We start from the raw sequence: 23,791 nt of genomic DNA, 5'->3' as shown, positions 1-23,791 counted from the left end.
TCTTAGCACCTTTTGCCAGCGGACCAACGGGACGGAGCGTATCAGACCGGCTGGTGCTGCTCCGTCCTGAGAACCGTCCGCGGCACCGCCCGCAATCCGAACAGCGGCCGCAGGCAGGCGATGCGCCGGACGATTTCATAGGTCATCACGCATGTGAGTGCGGTCCCAACGATGACGATGGACGCCTCGATCCCGGCCGGCATACCGGTGTCATGCAATTGATGGGCGATCACGATGATCGCGGTCTGATGCACGATGTAGTACGGGAAGATCGCGTCGGTCAGATAGCGACGCACGGCGCCGTCGGCCGTGAAGTAGCGCCGCGCAAAGCCCAGCACGGCTGCAATCGCGAGCCATTGGTAGCCACCATAGGCCGAGGCGGCGCCCCACTTCAGCGCCGGCGATGGCGCAAACAGACCGAAGCGAACCAGGATGAAGGCCGAGAAGCAGATGGCCGCAGCGACCAATGCCACCCAGCGCCGGGCCTCGACGTTGCGCCAGATCCCTTCCTGCTTCGCCAGCAGAAAGCCGATCAGGAAGGCCGTGGCGTGGTCCCCGTGGTTGTACCAGTCACCGAACAACGCATGCGTCGACGGGAAGGCCGGGAACAGCACCAGACGCCAAGCCACAAACAGCAGGCACGGCACGATCAGGAGCCATGGCCCGGCGAGCAAGACGGCCAGCTTGCGGCTGAGCCAGTCAGCGCCGGCCGGCCAAAGCGCGAGCACGCCCAGCAAGGCCATCGTGTAGACCCACAGATAGACCACGAACCAGAGATGGTTCCAGGTCGGCAACACGATGCAAGGGTTCGGACAGAACTGCGCCCCGAAGACAAAATAGTGCCGGGTGTAGAAATCGAAAAAGCCCGCGGAATAGCCGAGGCTCTCGACGATCTGGAGGTAGGACTGCGGCGGCACGATGATGAGCATGCCGAAGATCAGCGGGATCAAGAGCCGCGCCGACCGCGCACCGGCCAGCGAGGCGAGACTCGACTTGTCCAGCATGAAGCGTGTGGCAACCCCGGACACCAGAAACAGAAGCGACAGCCGCCAGGGATTGAGGAACAGCATTACCGGTTCCAGCCAGGTGAGCCGGTGCACGCTCTTGATGTGAAATCCCCAGGACACGTAGAGCATGCCGACGTGGTAGAAGATCAGCAGCCCGAAGGCTAAAATCCGCACCCAGTCCAGATCGATGCGCCTGTCCGAGCTTTGGAACTGCTGTGGTGTTGTCATGGTATTCTGCTCCTTGACGGAACGACGAACGCGGTTTCCGGGCCATGGCTGCTGACACCGAAAATGCTCCGCCGGCGGCGCGCGTCGAGCCGGTTTGGGATCAGAATCGGACGCGGGGGGACGAGCCGCCCGCGGCCGGGACGAGTCGCGGGCCCTTTGGGACCAGCGGCGGCGACCGGACGATGTTTGCCGCGATTGCGGCGGTTGCGCTCGCGATCGGAATCGTCAACGCGTTTTCGGGCGCTCAGGACGCCGCCTGGCGCGGCGACCGCTACGACATCGGCCGGCGGCTGTTCTGGGAGATGTCGAGCATTGCCGTCATCCTACTGCTGCTGCCGATTCTGGTGCTGGCGGTCCGCCGCATGCGCCGGACGCCCGGCCTTGCCGCCCGCGCAGCAATCGGGGCGATCGCCCTGCTCGGCTTTTCGGCGCTCCACATCACCGGCATGGTCTGGGTGCGGAAGCTTGCGCTCTGGCTCGCCGGCGGAGCCTACGATTTCCGTTTCTCGCTTGCGACGGTCCTTTACGAATTCCGCAAGGATGCCGTGGCCGTCGTCCTGATCGCCGGCACGATCTGGCTGTTCGAAAGCCGCCGCGAGCTGAAAAGCGCCGCGGCCGCTCCGCCGACACCACCGGTCCCCCAACAGGCTTTATCACCGGATGTGATCTGGCTGCGCGACGGTACGAGCCGCCTTCGCGTGGTGCCGCGCGACATCCTCTGGGTCGCGTCCGCCGGCAACTACATCGAATACAGCCTCGCCGACGGCACCCAGCACCTGATCCGGGGCACGCTGGCGGCCGCGGAAAGCGAGCTGGCGCGTTTCTCCATCGTTCGCGTTCATCGGACCAAGCTTGCCAATCTCGACCGGGTGCGCGGCGTGGACCTCAAGCCTTCCGGAGATTTCGAGCTCGCCTTCGACAACGGGCAATCGCTCGGGGGCAGCCGACGTTACCGGCCGGCTGTCGCCTCGCTCGGAAGCCGAACCGCCCCGGCGGGAATCACCACTGCCGATCGACGGGAAAAACAATCGTGATTCCAATTGGTTGAGCGCTGCCCTCCGGCAGAGCGGCCAGCTCCCGCCGTTCTCCGGTTGAACCCAGGCAGATCCCGATCATGGGCGGCAGGCCGAAGATGACGCTGCCATGACCGACTAAGCTCTTGAGCCCATTGAGAGATGTCGAAGAAGCTTGCTTTTTGACCCTTGCCTCGTGCTAGAACGCGCGCGTCAGTTCACCTGCGCGCCACTCGCGCATCATCCGAGGGCGCGCCTCTCCACCCTCATTCGTGCTCCCGTCGGCGGCAACGCTGATGGAGCCACAGTCGGTTGATTGCGCAGGGATCACCTCCAAGGGACTCAATCAGAGACATCCATGCCTGAAGTCATTTTCACCGGCCCTGCGGGCCGTCTCGAAGGCCGCTATCATCCGGCCAAGCAGAAGAACGCGCCGATCGCGATGATCCTGCATCCGCATCCGCAGTTCCACGGCACGATGAACCATCAGATCGTGTACCAGTGCTACTACGCCTTCGCGCATCGCGGCTTCTCGGTGCTGCGCTTCAATTTCCGCGGCGTCGGCCGCAGCCAGGGCTCATTCGACCACGGCACCGGCGAACTGTCGGATGCGGCCGCCGCGCTCGACTGGGCGCAGACCATCAATCCCGAAGCGCGCGCCTGCTGGGTCGCCGGCTTCTCGTTCGGCGCCTGGATCGGCATGCAGCTGCTGATGCGCCGCCCCGAGGTCGAAGGCTTCATCTCGATCGCGCCGCCCGCGAACCTCTATGACTTCTCGTTCCTCGCGCCCTGCCCGTCGTCGGGCCTGATCGTGCATGGCGAGAAGGATGCGGTTGTGCCGCCCAAGGACGTCAACACGCTGGTCGAGAAGCTGAAGACGCAGAAGGGCATCGTGATCGACCAGCAGATCATCCCCGGCGCCAACCATTTCTTCGACGCCAAGCTCGAGCCGCTGATGGAAACCATCACGGCGTATCTGGACATGCGTCTCGCCAACGTGCGTTAAGCCAGCTTGAGCGCGACGATCCCCATCAAGACGAGCGCGATGCCCGCAAGCTTCATCGCGCTCAAGGACTCGCCGAACAGAGCCACGCCCATCAGGAAGGTGCCGGCGGCGCCAATGCCGGTCCAGACCGAATAGGCGACGCCGACCTCGAGCACCTTCAAGGCGCGTCCCAGCAGGAAGACGAAGGCAGCGAGCAGCACGAGCGACGCGACGCTCCAGCCGGGCCGCGTATAGCCTTCCGCATATTTCATCGCGATCGCCCAGCCGACGTCGAGCAGGCCCGCGAGCATGAGCATGGCCCAAGCCAATGACGGCGACATGGCGCGCGCTCAGGCCGCAAGCTTGAGCAGATGCGCGTCGTGCCGCACGAGGAAGGCGCGCAGCAATTGCGGATAGTCCGCGCCGACGGCGCTGCGCACGCTCGGACGTTTCGCGAGCCCGGCGCGCCACGCACGGACCTTCGGCACATCGCGGAAGATGCCGTGCTCGGTCAGCTCGTCGAACAGATCGAAATAGCGGAAGATCGGCGCGAACACGGCGTCGACGAGACTGAACGCGTCGCCGGAAAAGAATGGACCTGCGCCAAGCGCAGCCTCGACGCGCGCAAATTTCGCCGCGAGCGCCTGACGCTTGTTCTCGAACGTCGCCGGATCGGTCGTGGTTTCCAGGCCCCAGAGATCACCGAGGATCGCCGAGCCGAACTCCATCCAGGCGCGGTGCTCGGCACGTTTCAAAGCATACGCCGGATGCAGCTTCGCACCGCCCTGCGTCTCCTCGATGTACTCGCAGATGACGTTGCTCTCGAACAGCGCAACCTCGCCGCTGTCGGTCGTCACAACCAATACCGGCACCTTGCCGAGCGGCGACAGCTTCAGAAACCAGTCGGGCTTGCTGGCGAGATCGATGTCGATGCGCTCGAACGGCACTCCCTTCTCTTTCAGCGCGATCACCGCGCGCTGCACATAGGGGCAAAGCTTGTGGCTGATCAGTTTGAGCGAGGCGGTCATGGCGATGATCCCGGCAGGTTGATGCAACTGCATCCAAAATAGATGCATTTACATGTATCCGTCAAGATCAATGCATCTGCATTAATCGGTCGTGATCTCAGGGCCGCGCCATGACCCCGCCTGTCATCGGCATGGGCACGCCCGTGGTGGAAGGATAGGACAGCGGCAGGCCCTTCAAGCCGCGGGCGGCGAGAAAGCCGAAGGCCTGCGCCTCGATGGCGTCGGAGGCCCAGCCGAGCGTTTCGGCGGCCTCGACGGTTGCCGAGCCCACCCGCTCCCGCAGCATGCGCAGCATGGACAGGTTGCGGGCGCCGCCGCCGCAGACGATCCAGCTGCGCGGCCGCCGCGGCAACAGCGGAATGACCCGGGCGATCGCCGCCGCGGTGAAGGCAGTCAGCGTCGCGGCACCGTCGGCCGGCGCGACGTCGCCGAGCTTCAGGGCGGCAAAGTCGTTGCGGTCGAGCGATTTCGGCGGCGGCAGCGCGAAGAACGGCAGCTCCAGCGCCCGCGCGATCCAGGCTTCATCCACCTTGCCGAGCGCTGCGAATTTGCCCTCGGCATCGAACGCCTGGTTCATGGTGCGGTACATGAAATCGTCCAGCAGCGCATTGCCGGGGCCCGTGTCGCAGGCAATCAACGCGTCGTTGCCGTCGATATAGGTTATGTTGGAGACGCCGCCGATATTGACCACGACGATCGGCCCCTCGCGCTGCAGCGATTGGACGAGCGCCCGGTGGTAGACCGGCACGAAAGGCGCACCCTGCCCGCCGGCCTCGACGTCGGCCGCGCGGAAATCATACATGACGGGAATATGGATCGCCTTGGCCAGTGCCGGCCCATCGCCGATCTGGACCGTCAGCCGTTTTTCGGGCCGGTGCAGCACGGTCTGGCCGTGGAAGCCGACGATGTCGATGTCCTCCGGCCTCATGCGGTTCTGGGCGAGGAAGGCAGTGACCGCCTCGGCATGGGCCCGCGTCACCGCACGCTCGGCATCGGCCAGAATGCCCGGGCGGGCGTCGCGTTGCTGCAGCTGCACGGCCTCGCTCAGCGCCTGGCGCAGCAGGTTGCGCTCGGCCGGGCTGTAGGCCCGGTAGCCGGACGGCCCGAACGCCTTGACCTGTTTTCCATCGGTTTCGATCAGCGCGACATCCACCCCATCCAGCGAGGTGCCGCTCATCAGACCGAGTGCCGTCAACATCATGGATCAGCGTCCTCAAGAGACCCGCCCTGGCCTGCCGATCTTGTGCCAGAGGGACACATCTTATAATGCCAACGCGCCAAGTGGCGGGCGGTCATCGGGTTCCCGCGGAAGACCCTTAAATTGCCCCCAAAACAGTAAACCAAGAATTGTCAGGCACGCCGACAGATGACTGCATTTAAATCGGATTTCCTCAATATCCTGCAGGAACGAGGATTCATCCACCAGTGCTCCGATTTCGAGGGGCTGGATGCGCTTGCCGCCAAGGGCGAAGCCATCGCCTATGTCGGCTACGATTGCACCGCCCGCTCGCTGCACATCGGTAATTACCTGACCATGATGATGCTGCACTGGCTCCAGCAGTCCGGCAACAAGCCGATCACGCTGATGGGCGGCGGCACCACCATGGTGGGCGACCCCTCCGGCAAGGACGAGACACGCGCGATGCGCACCGTCGCCGAGATCGAGGCCAACAAGGAATCGATCCGCGGCGTGTTCGCAAAGGTACTGCGTTATGGCGAGGGCAAGAGCGACGCCATCATGCTCGACAATGCGGAGTGGCTGACCAGGCTGAACTGGATCGAGATGCTGCGCGACGTCGGCCGGCACTTCTCGGTCAACCGCATGCTGACCATGGACTCCGTGCGGCTGCGTCTCGAGCGCGAGCAGGAGATGAGCTTCATCGAGTTCAACTACATGGTCTGCCAGGCCTACGACTTCGTCGAGCTAGCCAAGCGCACCGGTTGCCGCTTGCAGATGGGCGGCTCGGACCAGTGGGGCAACATCATCATGGGCGTCGATCTCGGCCGCCGCATGGGCACCCACCAGCTGTTCGCGCTAACGACACCGCTGCTGACGACCGCGTCGGGCGCCAAGATGGGCAAGACCGCGCAAGGCGCCGTCTGGCTCAACGCCGACCAGTTCAGCCCTTATGACTTCTGGCAGTACTGGCGCAACACTGAGGATGCCGACGTCGGCAAGTTCCTGAAGCTGTTCACGACGCTGCCGATCGCCGAGATCAGGAAGCTCGAGGCGCTGGGCGGCTCGGAGATCAACGAGGCCAAGAAGGTGCTCGCGACCGAGGCAACCGCGCTGCTGCACGGCCGGGACGCTGCGAACGAAGCGGCGGAGACCGCGCGCCGCACCTTCGAGGAAGGCGCGCTCGCCGAAAGCCTGCCGACGGTGGAAATTCCGCGTGGCGAGCTCGACGCCGGCCTCGGCGTACTCAACGCTTTCGTCAGGGCAGGCTTGGTTGCCTCCAACGGTGAAGCCCGGCGGCAGATCAAGGGCGGCGGCCTGCGCGTCAACGACGCGCCAATTACCGACGAGAAGATGGCGCTGTCGGCGGGCAATCTGACGCCGGAAGGCGTGATCAAGCTGTCCTTCGGCAAGAAGAAGCACGTGCTCATCAAGCCTGCATAGGCGTATGAGCTTTTCACTGCTTGTCAGGCGGCGTCGAAGCGCGCCTCCTGACCGGCAATGGACCAGAACACGCCCAAGGAAACGACAGCGGAAGCGAGCAAGGAACGAGCCGGAAGCACCAGGCCGAACGCGGTGCGCACCGCTCTCGTCGTGCTCGGCCTGTGCTTTACGCTGGCGGTTCTTGGCCGCGGGCTGAGCGAGAGCTTCACCGTCTTCCTCAAGCCGATCTCCGAAGATCTTGGCTGGGACCGTGCCCAGGCCGTCTCGATCTATTCACTGACCTGGCTCGTCAGCGGGCTGACCGCACCGCTGGTCGGGCGCCTGTTCGATCATTCCGGACCGCGCATCGTCTATGCGCTCGGGTTGGTCCTGCTCGGTTCGGCCTTTCTGATCGCGAGCCATTCGCAAGCCCTCTGGCAATTCCAGCTCTCGATCGGCATCTGCCTCGGCATCGGCGTCGCCTTCATCGGCAATGTGCCCAACTCGATCCTGCTCGGCCGCTGGTTCGGCCCAAAGCTGCCGACCGCCATGGCCGTGGTCTATTCGGCGATGGGCGGCGGCGTGCTGGCATTGCTTCCGGCCTCGCAGCTTCTGATCGATCATCTCGGCTGGCGCGAAACTTATCAGGCCTATGGCCTCGCCGCGCTCGGGCTGCTGGTGCCGCTGCTGCTCCTGCCCTGGCGCGTGTTCGCGGCCGGCTCACCGCACGTCACCAAGAAGAGCGATCCGGATTTCGTCGACAGCGGCTGGACGCTTGTGAGCGCGATGCGTCACCATGCCTTCTGGGCCCTGTTCTCGACCTTCTTCTTCACCGCGGTCGGCATGTATTCCATCGCCGCGCAGATCGTGGCCTATTTGATCGACGCCGGCTTTCCGCCGCTCCAGGCTGCGACCGCCTGGGGCTTCTCCGGCGTCGTGCTGGTGTTCGGCATGCTCGGCGTCTCCGCGCTCGACGGACTGATCGGACGCCGGCCGTCGGTGCTGCTCAGCTACGCGATCTCGATCCTTGGCATCGTTCTGCTCTGGCTGCTGCAGTACTATCCGAACGTCATCCTGCTCACCGGTTTCGTCGTCTGCTTCGGCAGCATGATGGGCTCCCGCGGGCCGCTGATCACCGCCACCGCGATGAAGATCTTTCGCGGCAAGCGCGTCGGCACCATCTTCGGCACGATCTCGATCGGCAGCGGCTTGGGCTCGGCCTTCGGCTCATGGAGCGGCGGTCTGATTCACGATGCAACGCACGGCTACAATCTCCTGCTGGTCTTCGCGCTTGCGAGCGTGATCCTCGGAATGATTCCATTCCTGATCGTCCCCGCCTTGCGGGAGTAGGTCTCCCCGACGTAACCTGCATCCCTTGGCGTCACCGGGATATTACCTACGAGCCTGAGGCGAACGCGCAAAAAAGGCGGATCGCGCGCGGCTGAAAAGCCGGGCCTGCGGTGTTTTGTCCGACATGACAAAAATGTCAGCGCGGAATTGATCGTAGGTGGCTTGCGAGACGAAACTGAATACGGTCCAAGTCGCAGCATTGGATGGAGGGCAAACCAATGGACTTTCCTTATCTCTCTCGCTTTCAACCGGTTCTGCTGAGCCTGTTTCGCTTCGTCACCGGCCTCTTGCTGTTCCAGTACGGCGTCGCCAAGCTGTTCAAGTTTCCGGTGCTTCCCTACTTCGCCAACATTCCGCCGCTGATCTGGACGGCCGGCGCGATCGAGCTCGTGCTCGGCGCGCTCCTGATGCTCGGCCTGTTCACGCGGCTCACCGCGTTCATCCTCGCGGGTGAAATGGCCTTCGCCTACTTCATGGGCCACATGTTCAAGGGCGAGACGCCGGTGTTCCTGCCGCTGCTGAACGGCGGCACCGCCGCGATCCTGTTCTGCTTCGCCTGTCTCTATCTCTCGGCGGCCGGCGGCGGCTCGGTGAGCGTCGATGCCGCGATGGGCAAGGAGAGCGACGCAGGCGGCGGCGCCTATGCGCGGCGCTGATGCGCTTCGCCGGTTAACCTGAAAGTAAGACGGCACCGGCGGATCTGCCGGTGCCGGTCACCGCGTCCCCAGCACGTTCCAGATGAGAACGAGGACCGCCACGAGCAGCACGGACATGATGATTCGGTGAACGAATCGATTCATGAGCGCTCCTGCCAGGCTGGCTGACCGCCAAAGCGAAAGACCAATTCTCTCCGGCATCTGCATTGGCCTGCATCGACACCTGTCGTCGATTTGGTTGCAGGCTTGCGCATAAGGCTGCACCGCTGCTTTCGCGCGGCGCGCTTCTGCGCGCTTATGTTCATGATTGGTAAGAACTTCATGCTACCCATGCGAGCAATAACAACCATTCCGTAGGGGCTGTGATGAAGTTGCTGAGCAATCTGAAGATCCGCACCAAGCTCGCCAGCATGGTCTGCCTTGCGGCTCTCACAGTCACGGCCATCATCGGCGTATCGGCCGTGCTCAGCAAGAGCCGCATGATGGAGGACCGCGTCCAGCAGATGCGGACCGCAGTGGAGCTCCTCTTCAACTACGCTCAATCGCTCCAGGACGAAGTGACCGCCGGCAAGCTGACGCCAGCCGACGCCAAGGCCCTGTTCCACCAGCGTGGCCGCCGCATGAGCTTCAACGGCGGTCAGGGCTATCCGGTGGTCTACAATCAGGACACCTCCCTGGTCGTGAACGGCGCCAACCAGCAGCTCGAAGGCAAGATCACCGGCGCCAAGGATTCCAACGGCGTGCTGATCGCCGACGCCATCATCAAGGCCGGCAGCGAGACCGCGCAGGGCGGCGTGACCTCCTATCTCTATCCCCGTCCCGGCCAGACCGAGCCGGTCCGCAAGATGGTGTTCGCACGTAAATTCGCGCCCTGGAACGTGACCATCAGCTACGGCCTCTATGTCGACGACATCGACGCCGACGTGCGCGCGCTGACGCTAGAGCTCGGCGCAATCGGCATCGGCCTGATGCTGCTGATGGCGACGCTGTCCTGGCTGATCGCCCGCGACGTGCTCGGCGCGCTCGACCGCCAGAAGAATCGTATGCAGGAGATTTCCGAAGGCGCCATCGACAAGCCGGTCGAGGAGACCGATCGCGGCGACGAGATCGGCCGCATGGCCGAGACCCTCGAAATCCTGCGCCAGACGGCTCTGACAGCGCGCGCGCTGGAGGCCGAACAGGCCGCCACCAAGACGCGCACCGAACAGGAGAAGCGCGAGGCCCTGATCGCGCTTGCCGACCGCTTCGATGCCTCCGTCGGCCAGCTCGTCGGCCTGATGGCCTCCGGCTCCGGTGAGCTCGAGGCCACCGCCAAGTCGATGTCCTCGACCGCCGAAGGCACCAACAGCCGCGCCGCCGTGGTCGGCTCGGCCGCCACCGAAGCCAGCCAGCGCGTCCAGACCGTCGCGGCCGCCGCGGAAGAGCTCTCCTCCTCCATCACCGAGATCAGCCGTCAGGTCGCGCAATCCGCCGAGGTCACCGGCCGCGCCGTGGACAGCGCCCGCCGCACCGACACCATCGTGCGCGCATTGTCCGACGGCGCCCAGCAGATCGAGCACGTCGCCGAGCTGATCTCCAGCATCGCGGCACAGACCAATCTGCTCGCGCTCAACGCCACCATCGAGGCGGCCCGCGCCGGTGAAGCCGGCCGCGGCTTTGCGGTCGTCGCCTCCGAGGTGAAGTCGCTGGCGAGCCAGACTGCGGAAGCCACCCGCGAGATCGGCGACAAGATCGCCCAGATCCAGGGCGCGACCAAGGAAGCGGTGGATGCGATCGGCGGCATTACCGCCACCATCGAGGAGGTCAGCCGCATCGCGACCTCGATCGGCGCCGCCATCGAGGAGCAAGGCGCCGCCACGGCCGAGATCGCCCGCAGCGTCTCGCAGACGGCGGAGGCGACCAAGGAGGTCACCACCAATATCGGCGTCGTCTCCACTGCCGCCAACGAGACCGGCAACGCCGCCGGCATGGTGCTCGCTGCGGCCTCGAACCTCTCCAAGCAGGCCGAGCAGCTCTCCGGCGAGGTCGGGACGTTCCTGGCCGGCGTGCGCGCCGCCTAACGCGCCACCCCCGACTCGAGACGTTTAGCGCGAAAGCGTCGCCACATTCGTCATGGCCGGGCTTGTCCCGGCCATCCACGTTTTTGGCCGCGCCGCACGAAGAACGTGGATGCCCGGGACAAGCCCGGGCATGACGAGCACTTGGGAATGTGGGCGTTTATCGCCGCGCGAGGCTGCAACCGCTCGACAGCTGGCGCGTCGATCCCGTCGAGCCGTCGTTGGACTGCGACGGGAATTCGTCGAACGGCGAGTTCTGCTTCCCGGTGTTGAACTCGAAGATCTTCCGGAACAGGCCGGGGGCCATCGCCGAGATCGGATTGACGCGCATCACCGGGGCCGCCGGGGTGCCGACGACCTCGTAGGTCACGCCGATCAGTCCCTCGTTGTTGCCGCCGCCGAGGAAGATGCCGAACAACGGGATCTGGCCGAAGATGTTGTTGACGCCGTACATCGGCACGAAGGTGCCGCTCATGCACACCTGGTTGCCGGGATAGTCGATCGAGCCCTCGATGGTGGCACCGATCATCGGCCCCTTGACCACGCCGTCGCGGACCGTGAGCGCACCGTTCTGCCGCGTGAACTCGGCGCGAAGCGCGCTGAAGGAGACGCCATTCCCGGTGCCGTTGGGCGCGCCGGCGGCAACGCGTTCGAGCTGCGCCTCGCCCTTCACCATGAAGTCGCGCACATTGATCAGGCCCTCGCGCGAGGCGTTCGGCTCGGACGTCGGCGGCTCCATCGCCACCACCATCTGGCCGCCGACCGCCTTGGTGTAGGTGTCGGTGAAGCGCAGCAGCGCGCCGGCATCGTTGGTCTGCAGATAGATCACCTCGCGGCTGCCCTGCGCGCGGCCGCCGCGCAGATCGGCTGCCACCGGTGTGTCGCGGCCGATCTTGCCGCTCAGCGTGAAGGCTTTGACGGCGCCGTTGCGTTTCGACATCTTGGCATCGACGCTGCGCATGGCCTCGCCGTTGAATCCGGCGACGGCACCGAGCTTCACGTCGATGTCGAAATCGACGTTCTTCAGCTTGCTCTTGCCGTCGTCCCTGGAATTGCCTGAGATCGCCGACTTCAAGAAACCGCGGCCGTCGAACACGTCGCCGCGCATGGTGCCGCGCACCACGCCGTCCTGGCTGCGCTCTACTTTGAGCGACGCCTTGTCGCCGTCTGACGGCGCATAGGTCGGGAAGTTGGCGTTCATGAGATCGCCGTTCGCGTCGATCTCGAGCGAGCCCTTGATCGAGGCTCCGCCACCGTCGATGACGATGTCCTCGAAACGCGTCGATTGCGCCGTCGGCACCACCTTGAAGCTCGCCTTGGCGGATTTGCCCGGCAGCTTGACCCAGCCGGGAAGGATGTTGTCGAGCTTGACCGAGGTCAGGTCGGCCTCGACGCCGAGCTTGGTCGTCTGATCCGTGCCACTTGCGATCTTGCCCGAGAGCTTGATTGGCAACGATCCGCTGACGGCGGGGCTCAGATCGAATCCCAGGCGCGCGCGGCTGGCATCGTCCAGCGTCGCCTGCAATCGGACGTCCGCATCGCCCTCGGCCGGCTTGCGATAATCGAGCGAGGCCGCCTGGCCGTTGATCTTGACGTCGCCCTTGACCTGGTAGCCCTGGTTATTGGCGACGATCTTGAGGTTGTTGGCCTCCAGCTTCTGGTTCATCACCAGCTTCTCGGCGGCAAAGCCGTTGAGGTCGGCAGTGACGGCATACGTGGTGTCAGCCTTGGTCAGTTCGCCCTTGACCGGCATGCCGAGCTGGATGTTCGCCGAGAACGTCCCCTTGCTGGTGTTGGGATCGACGACTGTCGACGACAGATCGCTCAGCCGATCATTGGCGAGCATTTCAGCGGCCGCGGGCACCGGGCCATCGACCCGGAACCTGCTCCGCGACGGCGACGGCTTGGGCGCCATATCGGGCACCTCGAAGACGAAGTCGGAGATCGTGACCTTGCGCCCCGAAGGCGTATCCGCAACGCCCTGTCCGATGTTCACGGTCGCAGTGCGCCCGGTCACACGCGCCTTCAAATCGGCATCGCGCACCACCGGCATGCCGTCCACGGGGCGGACCGAGACGCCGCTCGCCACGATGTTGACCGACAGGCCGTCGTCCGGAATCGGCGGGCCCCTGCGCGGGAGGTTCTTCGTCGGCGAGTTGATGCCGATCTCGATGCGCTGGAGCGTACCGCGCTCGATCCGTTCGATCACCCATTCGCGCAATTCGGGGACGATCAGCGTCGGCCACATCCGCTTCAAGGCCGAGGCCGACATCGGCGTTCCCGCAAAGCCCAGCGTCAGCCGCGGCTCGCCGGAATAGTCGATGGCACCAGTGCCGGCGACGCCGATCTCGCCATTGCTGATGTCCGCCTGCGTCAGCAAGAGGCGCTTGTGATCCGTATCGAATCGGACTCCGATCGCAATGCGGTTGAAGACGAGCGGCGGCTCGTTGTCGATGCCGCCGAGCAGAATCGAACCGCCGCTGAAGCCGAGCTGCCAGTCGTTGGTGCTGCCGTTGGGCGGCTCGAGATGAGCCAGCAGCGTCAGGCGGTTCGCGCCGGAGAGAATCTTGAACGGAGCGACCAGCACGCGCCGGTTGGCGTCCCACTCGACATTGATCTCGGCCGAGTCGATTGCCATCGGATAGTCGGGCGTGTCGGTGTCGATGATGTTGCCGGCTCCGACCGCGATCTTGCCGCGGAAGAAGGTCGGCACGCCGTCGCGGCCGAGCTCGCCCTTGAGTTCGCCGGTCAGCGGCAGGTCGGCGGTATAGGTGAAGTCCTTCACCCGCAGCGCCAGGAGGATGTTGGAGGTCGAGACCTTGTCGGCCTTGATGTCGACGGAGCGCACGCCGTTCTCGGCGGGACCGATCGTGGCGCGCAGCATCCACGGGCGCGCGCCCTCCTCGCCGAGGCTGAGCGCGACGCCGCCACGGCTCGGCCGGCGCAGGCTGAGCGTGATGTTCTCAAACGACCATTTGCTGCCGCGCTGCTGATCGTCGACGATCAGGTTGCCGTTCTTGAGGCCGATCTCGTTGAGGTTCTGGCCGTCGAGGCCGGTCATGCTCAGGCTGTCGAGCCAGTCGAGGCCCTGGAGAATGCCACTCTGCGCTGTCGCCTGCGGTGCGGCTTGCGACACCTCCGGGCTCGCGGGTCCGGTCGCGAATGGCGGCGGTGGGACGCCGTTGCGCGGGAAAGTCGGCGGCAGGCCCGCGTCCTTCTTGGAGGCGACGCCGGTCGCCAGCGGCTTCGCGGTATCGCCGGCCGACACGGTGACGGTGCCATCGGGCGCGATGCGGATCGCGAGCTCGGCATCGACGAGATTGAGGCTTTCGGCGCGCAGGTGCCCCATCAGGAGACCCGCGCCCGACAGCTTCACCTCGGCCTTCGGCGCGCTGGCGACGATGGCGTGATCGCGGTCGCGAACGATGATGTCTCGGATGCGGACGGCGATGCGGACCCGGCCGGCGCGCTCGATCTGGGTGCCGCCGATCTCAACCGTGTTGCCGTGACCGATATTGTCCTCGATCGCGGCCGCCAGCCATGGCGTTGCGATGTCCAGATTGATGGGACCGGCGCCGAGCCGCCACCACAGCGCGCCGAAACAGCCGACGAAGATGATGAGCAGGGTGCCGAGAACCACCGCGATGCGCTTCAGCCAGCGACCACCACCCAGCCGGCGGCGCAAGCCGCCGAATCCGCCACCGAAGCGATGGAAGCCCGAACCGGAACGCGCCAGCAGCCGCCGCGCGCGATGGCCCGCCGCCGCTTCCTGATCCGGATCCCACTCGGCGTCGTCCCATTCCTGCGGCTCATGTTGGCCGCCGCGCCGATCGAAATCCCGATTGTAGTCCTGGGGCGACGTATTCCTTGCCATTGCTTCTCGATACAGGCGCCCGTCATAGGATTGAGCGCCGCCGGGACCGCAGCCGGCCACGGGAAGTGGTGCTCCCTGCGCCGGCACTGCCGCCATACCTCGTATATTCCTGCTGTTCGTCATTTCGCCCCGGGAGCGCGTTCAACGAGCAGTGGGGTGGTCGGTGGAATTCCTTGTAACCATACTCCGGCGTCGTCAGACTTGCCCAGCCGAGGGCGCGATTCCGGCACGCCGGACGAGGGCTGCAATACCGCTTCGATTGACCCGCCGAAAGCGTCGAAAGGAAGGCGTATGTCCCAGAAATCCCGAAAGAAATCGTCCAAAACGTCCTCCGGCAGTTCGACCGCCAAAAAGAAGACCGCAAAAGCGCGGGCATCGACTCAAGCAAAGTCCGCGCAAACACACCGGACACCGGCAGGCAAATCAACCGGGACCATCGCAAAAGCAGGATCACATAAGGCCGCATCGGAACAGTTAAAATCACCCAAAACGGCCTCCCCACCCGCTGAGGCGAAGTCCGGCTTGGTTGAGGGCCAGAAGGCCCCCGCCTTCCGCCTGCCCCGCGACGGCGGCGACGTGGTCACGCTGGCGGGCTATGCCGGGCGAAAGCTCGTCCTGTTCTTCTATCCCCGGGCCGACACGCCCGGCTGCACCCGGGAGGCGATCGACTTCACCCGCCTGGCCGGCACCTTCACTGCCGCCGGCACGGCCGTGCTCGGCATCTCCGCCGATCCGTTAAAGGCCCAGGAAAAGTTCCGCGACAAGCACAAGCTGGGCGTGCCCCTCATCTCGGATGAGAAACATGAGATGCTGGAGGCCTATGGCGCCTGGGGCCAAAAATCCATGTATGGCAAAAGCTTCCTGGGAATTCTTCGCACCACGATACTGATCGGGACCGACGGCAGGGTCGCCCGGATCTGGCGCAATGTCCGGGTCGACGGCCATGCCGACGAGGTGCTGGAAGCGGCAACAAGCCTTTAACCAGTCCGTTGAATTCGCCCGTTCCCGTTTCCAGAAAATTAACCATGACCAGCCCAGATTGCTGCGGCAATTGAGCCGCAAGGAGCCCATCCGACCGGCGCGGGAGTGCCGATGTCGAAAAGTTCTGCCCAATACTCGCACTACCCCCAACATCATCCTCATGACCACGGACGCGTCCTCCATCGCCGTCCGGCCGCCCCGGCGGCGGTCGCCGCGATTCCCCTGCCCGCCGCCGACGATGCCTACACCATCGTCCATGCCGGCAAGCAGGTCCGCTTTGGCCCTGTGGTCTTCTGGATCGTGGTCGGCACCGTGGTGCTGCTCGGGCTGTGGTCGGCCGCGACGGCCACCTACTTTGCGTTCCGCGACGACGTCCTGACCCGGCTGATCGCCCGTCAGGCCGAGATGCAATATGCCTATGAGGACCGCATCGCCGAGCTGCGCGCCAAGGTCGACCGCGCCACCAGCCGCCAATTGCTCGACCAGGAACAGTTCGACCAGAAGCTCGACCAGATCATGAAGCGCCAAACGGCGCTGGAGTCCCGGGCCACGGCGCTCGGAGCCATGCCCGACGTGACCGGCTCGATTCCCCGCTCCGCCCCGCAGCGCGGCGATGCTAGCCAGGCCACACCGAAGCCGTCGCCGATCAGCGACACCGTCATCTTCGTGGCGCCGCCGGACCGCGAAGCGCGCCTCGAATCGCGCGCTCCGACCGTCGCGGCGCCGCCGACCAGCCAATTCGCCAAGAACCACGGTTTCGACAACGTGCTGGCCCGGCTCACGAACTCGCTCGATCAGGTCGAGCGGCGCCAGATGGCGACGCTCAACGCCGTCGAGGAAAGCATGGATTCACGCATGCGCCGCATGCGCGGCGTGGTCAGCGATCTCGGCCTGAACCTCGCCAGTCTCGAAGCCGCCGTGCCGCGCTCCGCGATGGGCGGGCCTTTCGTACCCGTCAGGCTGACCCCCAACGCCGGACCGTTCGAGAAGCAGCTCAATCGCATCAACACCACGCGCGCCGAGATGGACCGTCTCAACCGCACGCTCGCGCTGGTGCCCTACCGCAAGCCCGTCATCGGCGAGGTCGAGTTCACCTCCGGCTTCGGCGTGCGCAGCGATCCCTTCCTCGGGCGGCCCGCGATGCACACCGGGCTCGACTTCCGCGCCGCCACCGGCGATCCCGTTCGCGTCACCGCCAACGGCAAGGTGGTCTCGGCGGGCTGGTCCGGCGGCTACGGCCGCATGGTCGAGGTCGACCACGGCAACGGGCTGTCGACCCGCTACGGCCATCTCTCCGAGATCAATGTCAGGGTCGGTGAGATCGTGAAGATCGGCCAGGTCGTCGGGCTCGTCGGCTCGACCGGCCGCTCCACCGGTCCGCATCTGCATTATGAGACCCGCATTGAGGGCGAAGCAGTCGATCCGCAGAAATTCCTGCGCGCCGGCGTGCGTCTCAGCGCGGGCTAAAGCGCGATGCGATTGGGATGAATCGTCATCGCGCTTCAGGTTGTTGCTTAAGCATGATCCTTTCGGAAAACTGCTGCGCACTTTTCCGGATCATGCCTTAGTCCCGCGCTTCTCTCTGTCCCGTAAGCGGCCCTCACCGCCGGCCACCCATTCCGCCTCCGGGACCGCCGAAGCCGCCACCACCCATTCCACCACCGGGTCCCATGGGCCCGCCCAGACCGCCGGGACCTGACGGGCCGCTCGGTCCTGTCGGCGCAGAGCCGGACGGCCCGCCAGACCCCGCGCCTGGCGCAGGCGCGCCCGGAGTGCCGGGCTGGCCGCCGCCAGGGGTGGTGCCGCGATCTGGATGCATGATCGAGCCGCCCGGCGAGCGCCCGGGATGCCCCGCTCCGCCGGGTGCCTGCCCCGGCGATCCCGGGAATTGCCCAATCGCCTGCGCCGAATCGAGCTGAAGCCCGCGCGACCGGTCGAACACGCCATTGACCACCATGCGCGCTTCGCCGGCGGCTGGGCCGAAGCGCGAGCCGTCACGGGCAATGAGCCCGGAGCCGAGCTGGAGGTTCGAACCCGCCCGCTGCACATAGGCCTCGATCGACAGGCGGCTGGCGCCGACGAGATCCGAAAAATCGTCGATCCGCGTGCGCGCCGCCTGCATCGCCCCCTGGCTCGCGCTGCCCTCGATCTGGACGCGCTGGCCGACCAGCAGGGGATCGACGCCGCGCAGCTTCAATCCGCCGATTCGCAAGCCGTCCGGCCCGCGCTCGACCAAGCCCGTCACGCGCGCGGCCGCGTTGCGCCTCGGCTCCACCAGGCTTGCGACGATGACCCCGTCAGTCCGGCGCAAGCCGTAGACGGCGACTTGTGTACCCGTCCGCAGCTTGCTCGCCTTGTCGCCGGCGAAGATCTTCTGGCCGAGCACGGTCAGCTCGTTGCCCTTCACCTGCTCAATCGGACCGGAGACCTCGCTCGCGACCGTGATGTTGCGCGTGACGAGCGTGCCGTCGGCCTGACGGATCGCAACCACGCGCACGAGCTGGCCGATGCGCAGCGCCCTGGGGCTGGTCGCCTCCCCGTCGATGCGGACCGGCACGTCGCTCGCATAAGTGATGCGCTCGCCATTGACGTAGATGCTGCCGAAACGCTGGATCACGCCGACGATGCCGGTGCCGCCGATGCCGTGATCATCGCCGCGCGTGATCCCGGTGCCACCGATGCCCTGATCGGTGCCACGCTTGACCTGTGCACGGGCGATGGCCGTGCCGGCGAGCCAGAATCCAGCCAGCAGCAGGCGACGGGAGATGACCGGCGGCCGGCTCATGAAGGACCGCCCTCTTTGCCACGCACCTTCGCTTCACCCTCCTCGTCGGCACCCTCGCTGTAGATGTAGATGCCGAAATTCCAGCGGGCATTGCCGCCCTTGTCCTTGGCCAGCGCGCGGTTGGCCTCGCGGTTGGCGGTCTTCAGCGCGTCCATGGCGAGCTCTCGCGAGCGCGCTTCGAGCCGCCGCGCCAGCTTCGGCGAGATGTTGTTGTAGTGCACCGCGCGCTCGAGGAAGCGTGGCGCGGGCCCGGAGACGTTTTCCGCGGCGGCAGCGATGTGGTCGTGCAGATTGCGGCCGAGATAGTGCCATTTGCCGTCGTCCTCGCCGCTCGGCACGAACGCGGCCTCGACCAACTCGATCTCGTCGGCCTCGTTGATGGTGACGAGCTTGCGGTCGATCCATTCGTCGAGCACTGCGCGTGGGCGCACGTCCTTGGTGACCGAGGCGACGAGCTGCTCGAACGAGGGCGCATCACCCTCGGCCGTGCGCGGCAAAGCGAGCGGCTCGCCCCTGGCATCGGTGAACTCGGGCGCGGCAAGCCAGCGCGCGATCACCGCGCTGGTCAGCGATACCGCCGCCGGCGCCTCGTGCACAGGCGCGCCGGCGCCGCGCAGCCGCGCCACTTCCTTGCGATGGATGCCGGTGAGCAGGCTGACCCGGCTGTCGGTCTGCTCCTTTCCTTCCAGCGCGAAATCGTGCTCGGCGACGTTGACGAACAGCTCGCGAAGCAGCTGCGCCAACGCCGGAAAGGTCATGCCGCTTCGGATGCAGAGCCGCACGAGCGGGCGCAGCAGCCGCGCCAGCGGCGCGTGCAGCTTCGCGGCGGCATTCGGCTGCGGTGCCGCTGCTTTGGACCCGGACCTGGCATTCATGTCTGAATTGTACCAATGCAACACGTGGGACACAATCCCACACTTTTCCGTGCCGCAATTGACGTGGTAAATTTTCCCACATATACGAGACGCCACTGAGGGGCGCGACATAGAGAAGAGACTTCACCCATGGCTGACCGCCTGGTCCGCATTTCCAGTTCACCGCGTGCTGTGCCGGCTCCCGACTGGAGACATGGCGCGATCGAGCCGATGCTGCCGGCGCTGCTGCGCGGCGTCATCTTCATCTCGGTGCTGGCCGCACCGTTCCTCGCAGCGCTTCTCGCAGGCTGACCGCCATCATGCATCACACCAGCGACGCCCCGCCCCGCCCGTCGGTGCTGCACATCTTCAAGGTCTACTATCCCGACCTGTTCGGCGGGACGCTCACGGTGATCCGCGACATCTGCGCGAGCCTAAAGGATGCCTTCGCCTCCGCCGTGCTGGTCTGCTCGCAATCGGCCGAACGGCGCGAGATCGTCGTCAACGACGTCCGGGTCGAGCGCGTGCGCTCGTTCGGCAACATCATGTCGCTGCCTGCCGCCCCGACCTATCCCTGGCGACTGTGGCGCAGGATCGCCGAGCACGATCTGCTCGCGCTCCATGCCCCCTTCCCTCTCGCCGACCTCGTCTTCGCCTTCGGATTCGGCGCGAGGCGTCCACTGGTTGTGCACTGGCACGCCGACATCGTCACTCATGCCGGCCTGCGCTGGCTCGTCGAACCTCTGATGCGGCGAACGCTGCGCCGCGCCAAGGCGATCATCGTCTCGGACCACGCGCTGGTCGACAACACGCCGCTGCTGCGCGAATTCGAGGACAAATGCCGCGTCGTGCCGTTCGGCATCGACACCACCGGCTACGACTGGCCGAAGATCGAGCCGCACCATGTCAAAGACCGCGGCCGGCTCGTGCTGGCCTGCGGCCGGCTCGTGCCCTACAAGGGTTTCGACGTGCTGGTCCGCGCCGCAGCCGCGCACGATTTCGAGGTCTGGATCATCGGCGAGGGCATCGAGCGGCCGCGGCTCGAGCAGTTGATCCAGGAACTCGGCCTTCATGACCGCGTCCGCCTGCTCGGCTCGGTCAACGATTGCGAACGCATCAAGCTGATGTGTCTCGCCGACGTCTTCGTGATGCCGTCGGTGACCAATGCCGAGACCTTCGGGCTCGTCCAGCTCGAGGCCATGGCCGCCGGCCGCCCGGTCGTGAATACGGCGCTCGACACTGCGGTGCCGCGTGTCGCCCGCCACGGCATGGAGGCGATCACCGTGCCGCCCGGCGACGTCGCGAAGCTGGGTGAGGCCATCGATATCCTGATCCGAGATCCCGAGCGACGCCGTCGCATGGGGCTAGCAGCGCGCACGCGCGCCCTCACCCGCTACTCGACCACGGCCTTCAGGCAAGGCATGGAGACCGTCTACCGCGATGCCGTTGCCGCACCAGGCAAGGAGCGACCAGCAACCGCGAAGCCGCTTCAAACGACCGCCTGGCTGGACTGCGTTCGGATCGCGGCGGCACTGGCCTGGTCGGACATGCGCCACCGCTACGTGCGTTCGTTGCTCGGCCCGTTCTGGATGTCGCTCCAGATGGCGATCGTGGTGGCGGTGCTGGGCTCGGTGATCGGCCAGATGTCGAACGACGACATGCTGTCGCGCCTGCCCATGCTGGCGCTGTCGATGACGGCCTGGACTTTCCTCAACGGCGTGGTGCTCGACGCCACCACGGCGCTCCAGAACTCCGCGAGCCTGATCCGCGACCGAGCGCTGCCGCCGGTCATCTTCCTGCTGCAATGCACGTTCCGCCAGGCGCTGTTCGCGCTTCATAACGCCTGCGTCCCACTCGTCCTATGGCTCATCCTGTCCCGCCACGAGCTCTCCCACGCGCCGGCGGCGCTGCCGGGCCTCCTGGCGTTCGTGGTCTGCACCTTCGCCTTGAGCCTCGTTCTCGGTGCGATGGCAACACGCTATCGCGACCTCAAGCCAATCATCGAGTCCACGTTGATGCTCGCCTTCCTCGCCTCGCCCATCATCTGGTCGTCGGAGATGATCAACCACCGCTCGACGGTGATGCGGATCAATCCGCTGACGCATCTGTTCGCGGTGTGGCGCGAGCCACTGGCCGGCGGCCATGTCGACCCCGTCAGCATCGTCTATGTCCTCGTCGCGCTGGCGCTTCTGATCGTTGCGAGCGTGCTGACGCTGCTCCACCTGCGCAAAGCCGCGTTCTGGATCTGATGCATGGTCTCGATCAGCCTGCGCAACGTCTGCCTCGACTATCCACTCTATGGCGCTTACGACCATTCGCTGAAACGGCGGCTGCTCGGCCATCTCATCCGCGAGCCCGGCGAGATGCGGATCATCCGCGCCCTCGACGACGTCACCATCCAGGCTGAAGCCGGTGCCCGTATCGGACTTGCCGGAGCCAACGGCTCCGGCAAGTCGACGCTGCTGCGGCTGATCGCCGGCGTCTATCCACCAAGCAGCGGCAGCGTCGCGATTCAGGGTAAAGTCGTGCCCCTGCTCGGTCTCAATGCCGGCGTCAACCTGGATTTCGTGGCCGAGGACAACATCGCACTGCTGCTGCGGATCAGCGGCCGCAAGCCGACCCGCGGCGTGATCGACGAGATCTGGGCCTTCACCGAGCTGGAGGCGCGCATGCAGCGGCTGCCGCTGCGGATGTTCTCCTCGGGCATGCTGATGCGGGTGCTGTTTGCGACCGCCACGGCCTTTCCGGCCGACATCCTCCTGCTCGACGAATGGCTCAACGTGGTCGACGAGCACTTTGCCGAGAAAGCGCAGGAGCGGCTCCTCAAGCTCATGTCACAGGCGGCGATCGTGATCATCGCCTCGCACGACCAGCTGCTGCTGCGCCGCACCTGCACCAGCATCATCAATCTCGATCACGGCCGCATCGCCTCGACCGTCACGGTCACCCCGCCGGTCCCCAACGCCTTCGAGCTCCGCGAGAAACGCGCATGAAGCAGAACATCCTCGTCGTCTCCGAGTCGCTCGGACAACCCAATCACAAGCGCGGCATCTTCCACTTCACCCGGGAACTGGTACGTTCGCTCGCCTCGGAAGGTCACGAGCTCACGCTGGTGGTGGAGACCACGAAGCGCTACCGCAAGCTCTGCCGGCGCGAGCGGCGTACGAGGCTGTTCGCGGCGCAATCGCGCAACATCGAGCTGCTTGCGCTTTATCGCTACCTCGACGAAATCAACGTGAGCGGGCCGGTGACGCTCAGCGGTACGCTCCGCAAACTCGACTGGCTCCGCCGCAGGGCCGGCCTGTTGCTGTCGCGGGACAACATCGTCTGCCTCCTGCGCGCGCTCGGCCTGATCGGCCTGCCCACGCTCCTGATCGAAAACCGGCCCGCCGCGCTCGAATACATTCCGCCGGATCTGAGGCACCTCGAGCTGTTCGGCGACTTTCAGCTCGAGCCGGGATTCTTCAACTATCAGGACGCCTCGGCCTTCTTCCTGCTGCCACCGCCGCGGATCGACGCGCGCGATTACGACGTGATCGTCGTGGACACCCCGACACGGGTGGTGATCAGGCGCAAACCCTGCGCCAAGGTGATCTGCATCGTCCACGACCTGTTGCCGCTCACCGACCTCAAGCTCAGCGACATCGCCACGCGGCAGTTCCTGGCGCGAATCCGCACCAGCCTGCGCCAGGCCGACGAACTCGCCTTCGTTTCAAACTACAGCATGATGCGGTTCAGGGAATTGCTGCCGCAATTTGCGCACCTGCCGGCGCGGGTCGTGTATCCCCGCACCCGGTTCGACGCCCCGGATGTCCTGCACCTTCCAGCCCCGTCGGGGCGTCCGGGGCGGCCGAGCTTCGTCGTCATCGTCTCGAACGAGCCACGCAAGAACGTCGCCGCCGTCGTCCGCGCCTTCCGCAACGTTCCCCACGCCGATCTCGTCGTGATCGGTTATACCGGCGAGATCAGCCGGATGCGCGACCTCCCGCCCAACGTCCGCTTCGCCGGCTATGTCGACGAGCACGAGAAGGCGGCCCTGATCGCGGAAGCCCACGGCCTGATCATGCCGAGCCTCGCCGAAGGTTTCGGCGTGCCTATCATCGAGGCGCTGGCTGCGAACACGCCGGTGCTGTGCTCCGACATCGCCGTCTTCCGCGAGGTCGCGGGCGAGCTCGCCGACTATTTCGACCCGTTCTCGACGGAGGCGATCGCCGCCTCCGTCACCCGCGTGCTGACGCGGCAGGAGGAGTGCCGCGGCAGGATCCGGGCGCGGCGCCACGAGCTCGCCGAACGCTTCGGCTACGAGACCCAGGCCCGGGATTTCCTCGGCCATGAGAAGCCCAGAGAAAGCCTGGTCGCAGCACAGTAAGCGTC

General features: G+C 65.6%; 18 protein-coding genes. 11 read left to right on the top strand and 7 right to left on the bottom strand.

Annotated elements, in window-relative coordinates:
* Positions 1-41: 41 nt before the first annotated feature.
* Positions 42-1,235: an acyltransferase family protein gene (locus ABIA42_RS12540; RefSeq protein WP_271530576.1), complete on the bottom strand. Its 1,194-nt coding sequence runs from the start codon at positions 1,233-1,235 to the stop codon at positions 42-44.
* Positions 1,236-1,417: 182 nt separating this feature from the next.
* Between ABIA42_RS12540 and ABIA42_RS12535 the strand changes: the two genes are divergently transcribed.
* Together ABIA42_RS12535 and ABIA42_RS12530 are read left to right on the top strand one after the other, a co-directional pair.
* Positions 1,418-2,269 carry a LytTR family DNA-binding domain-containing protein gene (locus tag ABIA42_RS12535; RefSeq protein WP_370113337.1) on the top strand — a complete coding sequence of 284 codons (852 nt, stop codon included), beginning with the start codon at positions 1,418-1,420 and terminating at the stop codon, positions 2,267-2,269.
* A gap of 337 nt (positions 2,270-2,606) precedes the next feature.
* Entirely contained in the window at positions 2,607-3,254 is a 648-nt protein-coding gene (locus ABIA42_RS12530) for an alpha/beta hydrolase (RefSeq protein WP_024337874.1), read from the top strand.
* Here ABIA42_RS12530 and ABIA42_RS12525 read toward each other — a convergent pair.
* From ABIA42_RS12525 to ABIA42_RS12515, 3 genes are all read right to left on the bottom strand, one after another.
* Complete coding sequence (locus tag ABIA42_RS12525) at positions 3,251-3,574, bottom strand: multidrug efflux SMR transporter (protein WP_370113339.1); 324 nt, start codon at positions 3,572-3,574, stop codon at positions 3,251-3,253. The genes ABIA42_RS12530 and ABIA42_RS12525 overlap by 4 nt on opposite strands.
* Positions 3,575-3,583: 9 nt before the next feature.
* Complete coding sequence (locus ABIA42_RS12520; RefSeq protein WP_370113341.1) at positions 3,584-4,261, bottom strand: glutathione S-transferase family protein; 678 nt, start codon at positions 4,259-4,261, stop codon at positions 3,584-3,586.
* A gap of 97 nt (positions 4,262-4,358) precedes the next feature.
* Entirely contained in the window at positions 4,359-5,462 is a 1,104-nt protein-coding gene (locus ABIA42_RS12515) for an anhydro-N-acetylmuramic acid kinase (protein WP_271530572.1), read from the bottom strand.
* A 165-nt stretch (positions 5,463-5,627) separates the two neighbouring features.
* Between ABIA42_RS12515 and tyrS the strand changes: the two genes are divergently transcribed.
* From tyrS to ABIA42_RS12495, 4 genes are all read left to right on the top strand, one after another.
* Positions 5,628-6,881 (top strand): tyrosine--tRNA ligase, encoded by a 1,254-nt coding sequence (gene tyrS, locus ABIA42_RS12510; RefSeq protein WP_370113344.1) that lies wholly within the window; start codon positions 5,628-5,630, stop codon positions 6,879-6,881.
* A 57-nt stretch (positions 6,882-6,938) separates the two neighbouring features.
* Positions 6,939-8,210 (top strand): MFS transporter, encoded by a 1,272-nt coding sequence (locus ABIA42_RS12505; protein WP_370113346.1) that lies wholly within the window; start codon positions 6,939-6,941, stop codon positions 8,208-8,210.
* Between the two features lie 218 nt (positions 8,211-8,428).
* Complete coding sequence (locus ABIA42_RS12500; RefSeq protein ID WP_271530569.1) at positions 8,429-8,866, top strand: DoxX family protein; 438 nt, start codon at positions 8,429-8,431, stop codon at positions 8,864-8,866.
* Between the two features lie 365 nt (positions 8,867-9,231).
* On the top strand, positions 9,232-10,926 hold the full coding sequence (locus ABIA42_RS12495) for a methyl-accepting chemotaxis protein (RefSeq protein WP_271530568.1): 1,695 nt from the start codon (positions 9,232-9,234) through the stop codon (positions 10,924-10,926).
* A 157-nt stretch (positions 10,927-11,083) separates the two neighbouring features.
* Here the strand turns inward: ABIA42_RS12495 and ABIA42_RS12490 are convergent, their stop codons facing one another.
* On the bottom strand, positions 11,084-14,893 hold the full coding sequence (locus ABIA42_RS12490; protein WP_271530567.1) for a DUF3971 domain-containing protein: 3,810 nt from the start codon (positions 14,891-14,893) through the stop codon (positions 11,084-11,086).
* Positions 14,894-15,088: 195 nt separating this feature from the next.
* On the opposite strand from ABIA42_RS12490, the gene ABIA42_RS12485 reads away from it, so the two are divergent.
* A complete protein-coding gene (locus ABIA42_RS12485) occupies positions 15,089-15,778 on the top strand; it encodes a peroxiredoxin (RefSeq protein ID WP_370113349.1) in 690 nt (229 codons plus the stop codon).
* A 111-nt stretch (positions 15,779-15,889) separates the two neighbouring features.
* Positions 15,890-17,245, top strand: a complete 1,356-nt coding sequence (locus tag ABIA42_RS12480) for a peptidoglycan DD-metalloendopeptidase family protein (RefSeq protein ID WP_271530565.1) — start codon at positions 15,890-15,892, stop codon at positions 17,243-17,245.
* A gap of 133 nt (positions 17,246-17,378) precedes the next feature.
* On the opposite strand, the gene ABIA42_RS12475 is transcribed toward ABIA42_RS12480, so the two are convergent.
* A complete protein-coding gene (locus ABIA42_RS12475; protein ID WP_370113351.1) occupies positions 17,379-18,563 on the bottom strand; it encodes a DUF5666 domain-containing protein in 1,185 nt (394 codons plus the stop codon).
* Positions 18,560-19,438: a DUF6502 family protein gene (locus ABIA42_RS12470; RefSeq protein ID WP_370113353.1), complete on the bottom strand. Its 879-nt coding sequence runs from the start codon at positions 19,436-19,438 to the stop codon at positions 18,560-18,562. The genes ABIA42_RS12475 and ABIA42_RS12470 overlap by 4 nt, the downstream gene beginning before the upstream one ends.
* Before the next feature lie 299 nt (positions 19,439-19,737).
* On the opposite strand from ABIA42_RS12470, the gene ABIA42_RS12465 reads away from it, so the two are divergent.
* Genes ABIA42_RS12465 through ABIA42_RS12455 form a run of 3 tightly spaced genes read left to right on the top strand, consistent with a single transcriptional unit; the run spans position 19,738 to position 23,786 of the window.
* The gene (locus ABIA42_RS12465; RefSeq protein ID WP_271530561.1) at positions 19,738-21,666 is read left to right on the top strand and encodes a glycosyltransferase; all 1,929 of its coding nucleotides are present in this window, start codon (positions 19,738-19,740) and stop codon (positions 21,664-21,666) included.
* A gap of 3 nt (positions 21,667-21,669) precedes the next feature.
* Positions 21,670-22,410: an ABC transporter ATP-binding protein gene (locus ABIA42_RS12460; RefSeq protein WP_370113356.1), complete on the top strand. Its 741-nt coding sequence runs from the start codon at positions 21,670-21,672 to the stop codon at positions 22,408-22,410.
* Positions 22,407-23,786, top strand: a complete 1,380-nt coding sequence (locus ABIA42_RS12455; RefSeq protein ID WP_271530559.1) for a glycosyltransferase family 1 protein — start codon at positions 22,407-22,409, stop codon at positions 23,784-23,786. Before ABIA42_RS12460 ends, ABIA42_RS12455 begins: the two co-directional genes overlap by 4 nt.
* The last annotated feature ends 5 nt before the right edge of the window (positions 23,787-23,791 follow it).

Origin of the sequence: Bradyrhizobium sp. USDA 327, from assembly GCF_041262065.1 — a bacterium.
GTDB lineage: Bacteria > Pseudomonadota > Alphaproteobacteria > Rhizobiales > Xanthobacteraceae > Bradyrhizobium > Bradyrhizobium liaoningense.
Note: the sequence above shows the minus strand (reverse complement) of the source record. Positions and strands in the feature narration are given on the sequence as shown.

Excerpts from the sequence above, each read along its gene's own strand:
- ABIA42_RS12505 (WP_370113346.1), top strand. The coding sequence starts at position 6,939 with ATGGACCAGAACACGCCCAAGGAAACGACAGCGGAAGCGAGCAAGGAA.
- ABIA42_RS12460 (WP_370113356.1), top strand. The coding sequence starts at position 21,670 with ATGGTCTCGATCAGCCTGCGCAACGTCTGCCTCGACTATCCACTCTAT.
- ABIA42_RS12475 (WP_370113351.1), bottom strand. The coding sequence starts at position 18,563 with ATGAGCCGGCCGCCGGTCATCTCCCGTCGCCTGCTGCTGGCTGGATTC.
- ABIA42_RS12480 (WP_271530565.1), top strand. The coding sequence starts at position 15,890 with ATGTCGAAAAGTTCTGCCCAATACTCGCACTACCCCCAACATCATCCT.
- ABIA42_RS12540 (WP_271530576.1), bottom strand. The coding sequence starts at position 1,235 with ATGACAACACCACAGCAGTTCCAAAGCTCGGACAGGCGCATCGATCTG.
- ABIA42_RS12520 (WP_370113341.1), bottom strand. The coding sequence starts at position 4,261 with ATGACCGCCTCGCTCAAACTGATCAGCCACAAGCTTTGCCCCTATGTG.
- ABIA42_RS12515 (WP_271530572.1), bottom strand. The coding sequence starts at position 5,462 with ATGATGTTGACGGCACTCGGTCTGATGAGCGGCACCTCGCTGGATGGG.
- ABIA42_RS12490 (WP_271530567.1), bottom strand. The coding sequence starts at position 14,893 with ATGGCGGCAGTGCCGGCGCAGGGAGCACCACTTCCCGTGGCCGGCTGC.
- ABIA42_RS12485 (WP_370113349.1), top strand. The coding sequence starts at position 15,089 with ATGTCCCAGAAATCCCGAAAGAAATCGTCCAAAACGTCCTCCGGCAGT.
- ABIA42_RS12530 (WP_024337874.1), top strand. The coding sequence starts at position 2,607 with ATGCCTGAAGTCATTTTCACCGGCCCTGCGGGCCGTCTCGAAGGCCGC.
- ABIA42_RS12495 (WP_271530568.1), top strand. The coding sequence starts at position 9,232 with ATGAAGTTGCTGAGCAATCTGAAGATCCGCACCAAGCTCGCCAGCATG.
- ABIA42_RS12455 (WP_271530559.1), top strand. The coding sequence starts at position 22,407 with ATGAAGCAGAACATCCTCGTCGTCTCCGAGTCGCTCGGACAACCCAAT.
- ABIA42_RS12465 (WP_271530561.1), top strand. The coding sequence starts at position 19,738 with ATGCATCACACCAGCGACGCCCCGCCCCGCCCGTCGGTGCTGCACATC.
- ABIA42_RS12500 (WP_271530569.1), top strand. The coding sequence starts at position 8,429 with ATGGACTTTCCTTATCTCTCTCGCTTTCAACCGGTTCTGCTGAGCCTG.
- ABIA42_RS12535 (WP_370113337.1), top strand. The coding sequence starts at position 1,418 with ATGTTTGCCGCGATTGCGGCGGTTGCGCTCGCGATCGGAATCGTCAAC.
- ABIA42_RS12525 (WP_370113339.1), bottom strand. The coding sequence starts at position 3,574 with ATGTCGCCGTCATTGGCTTGGGCCATGCTCATGCTCGCGGGCCTGCTC.
- ABIA42_RS12470 (WP_370113353.1), bottom strand. The coding sequence starts at position 19,438 with ATGAATGCCAGGTCCGGGTCCAAAGCAGCGGCACCGCAGCCGAATGCC.
- tyrS (WP_370113344.1), top strand. The coding sequence starts at position 5,628 with ATGACTGCATTTAAATCGGATTTCCTCAATATCCTGCAGGAACGAGGA.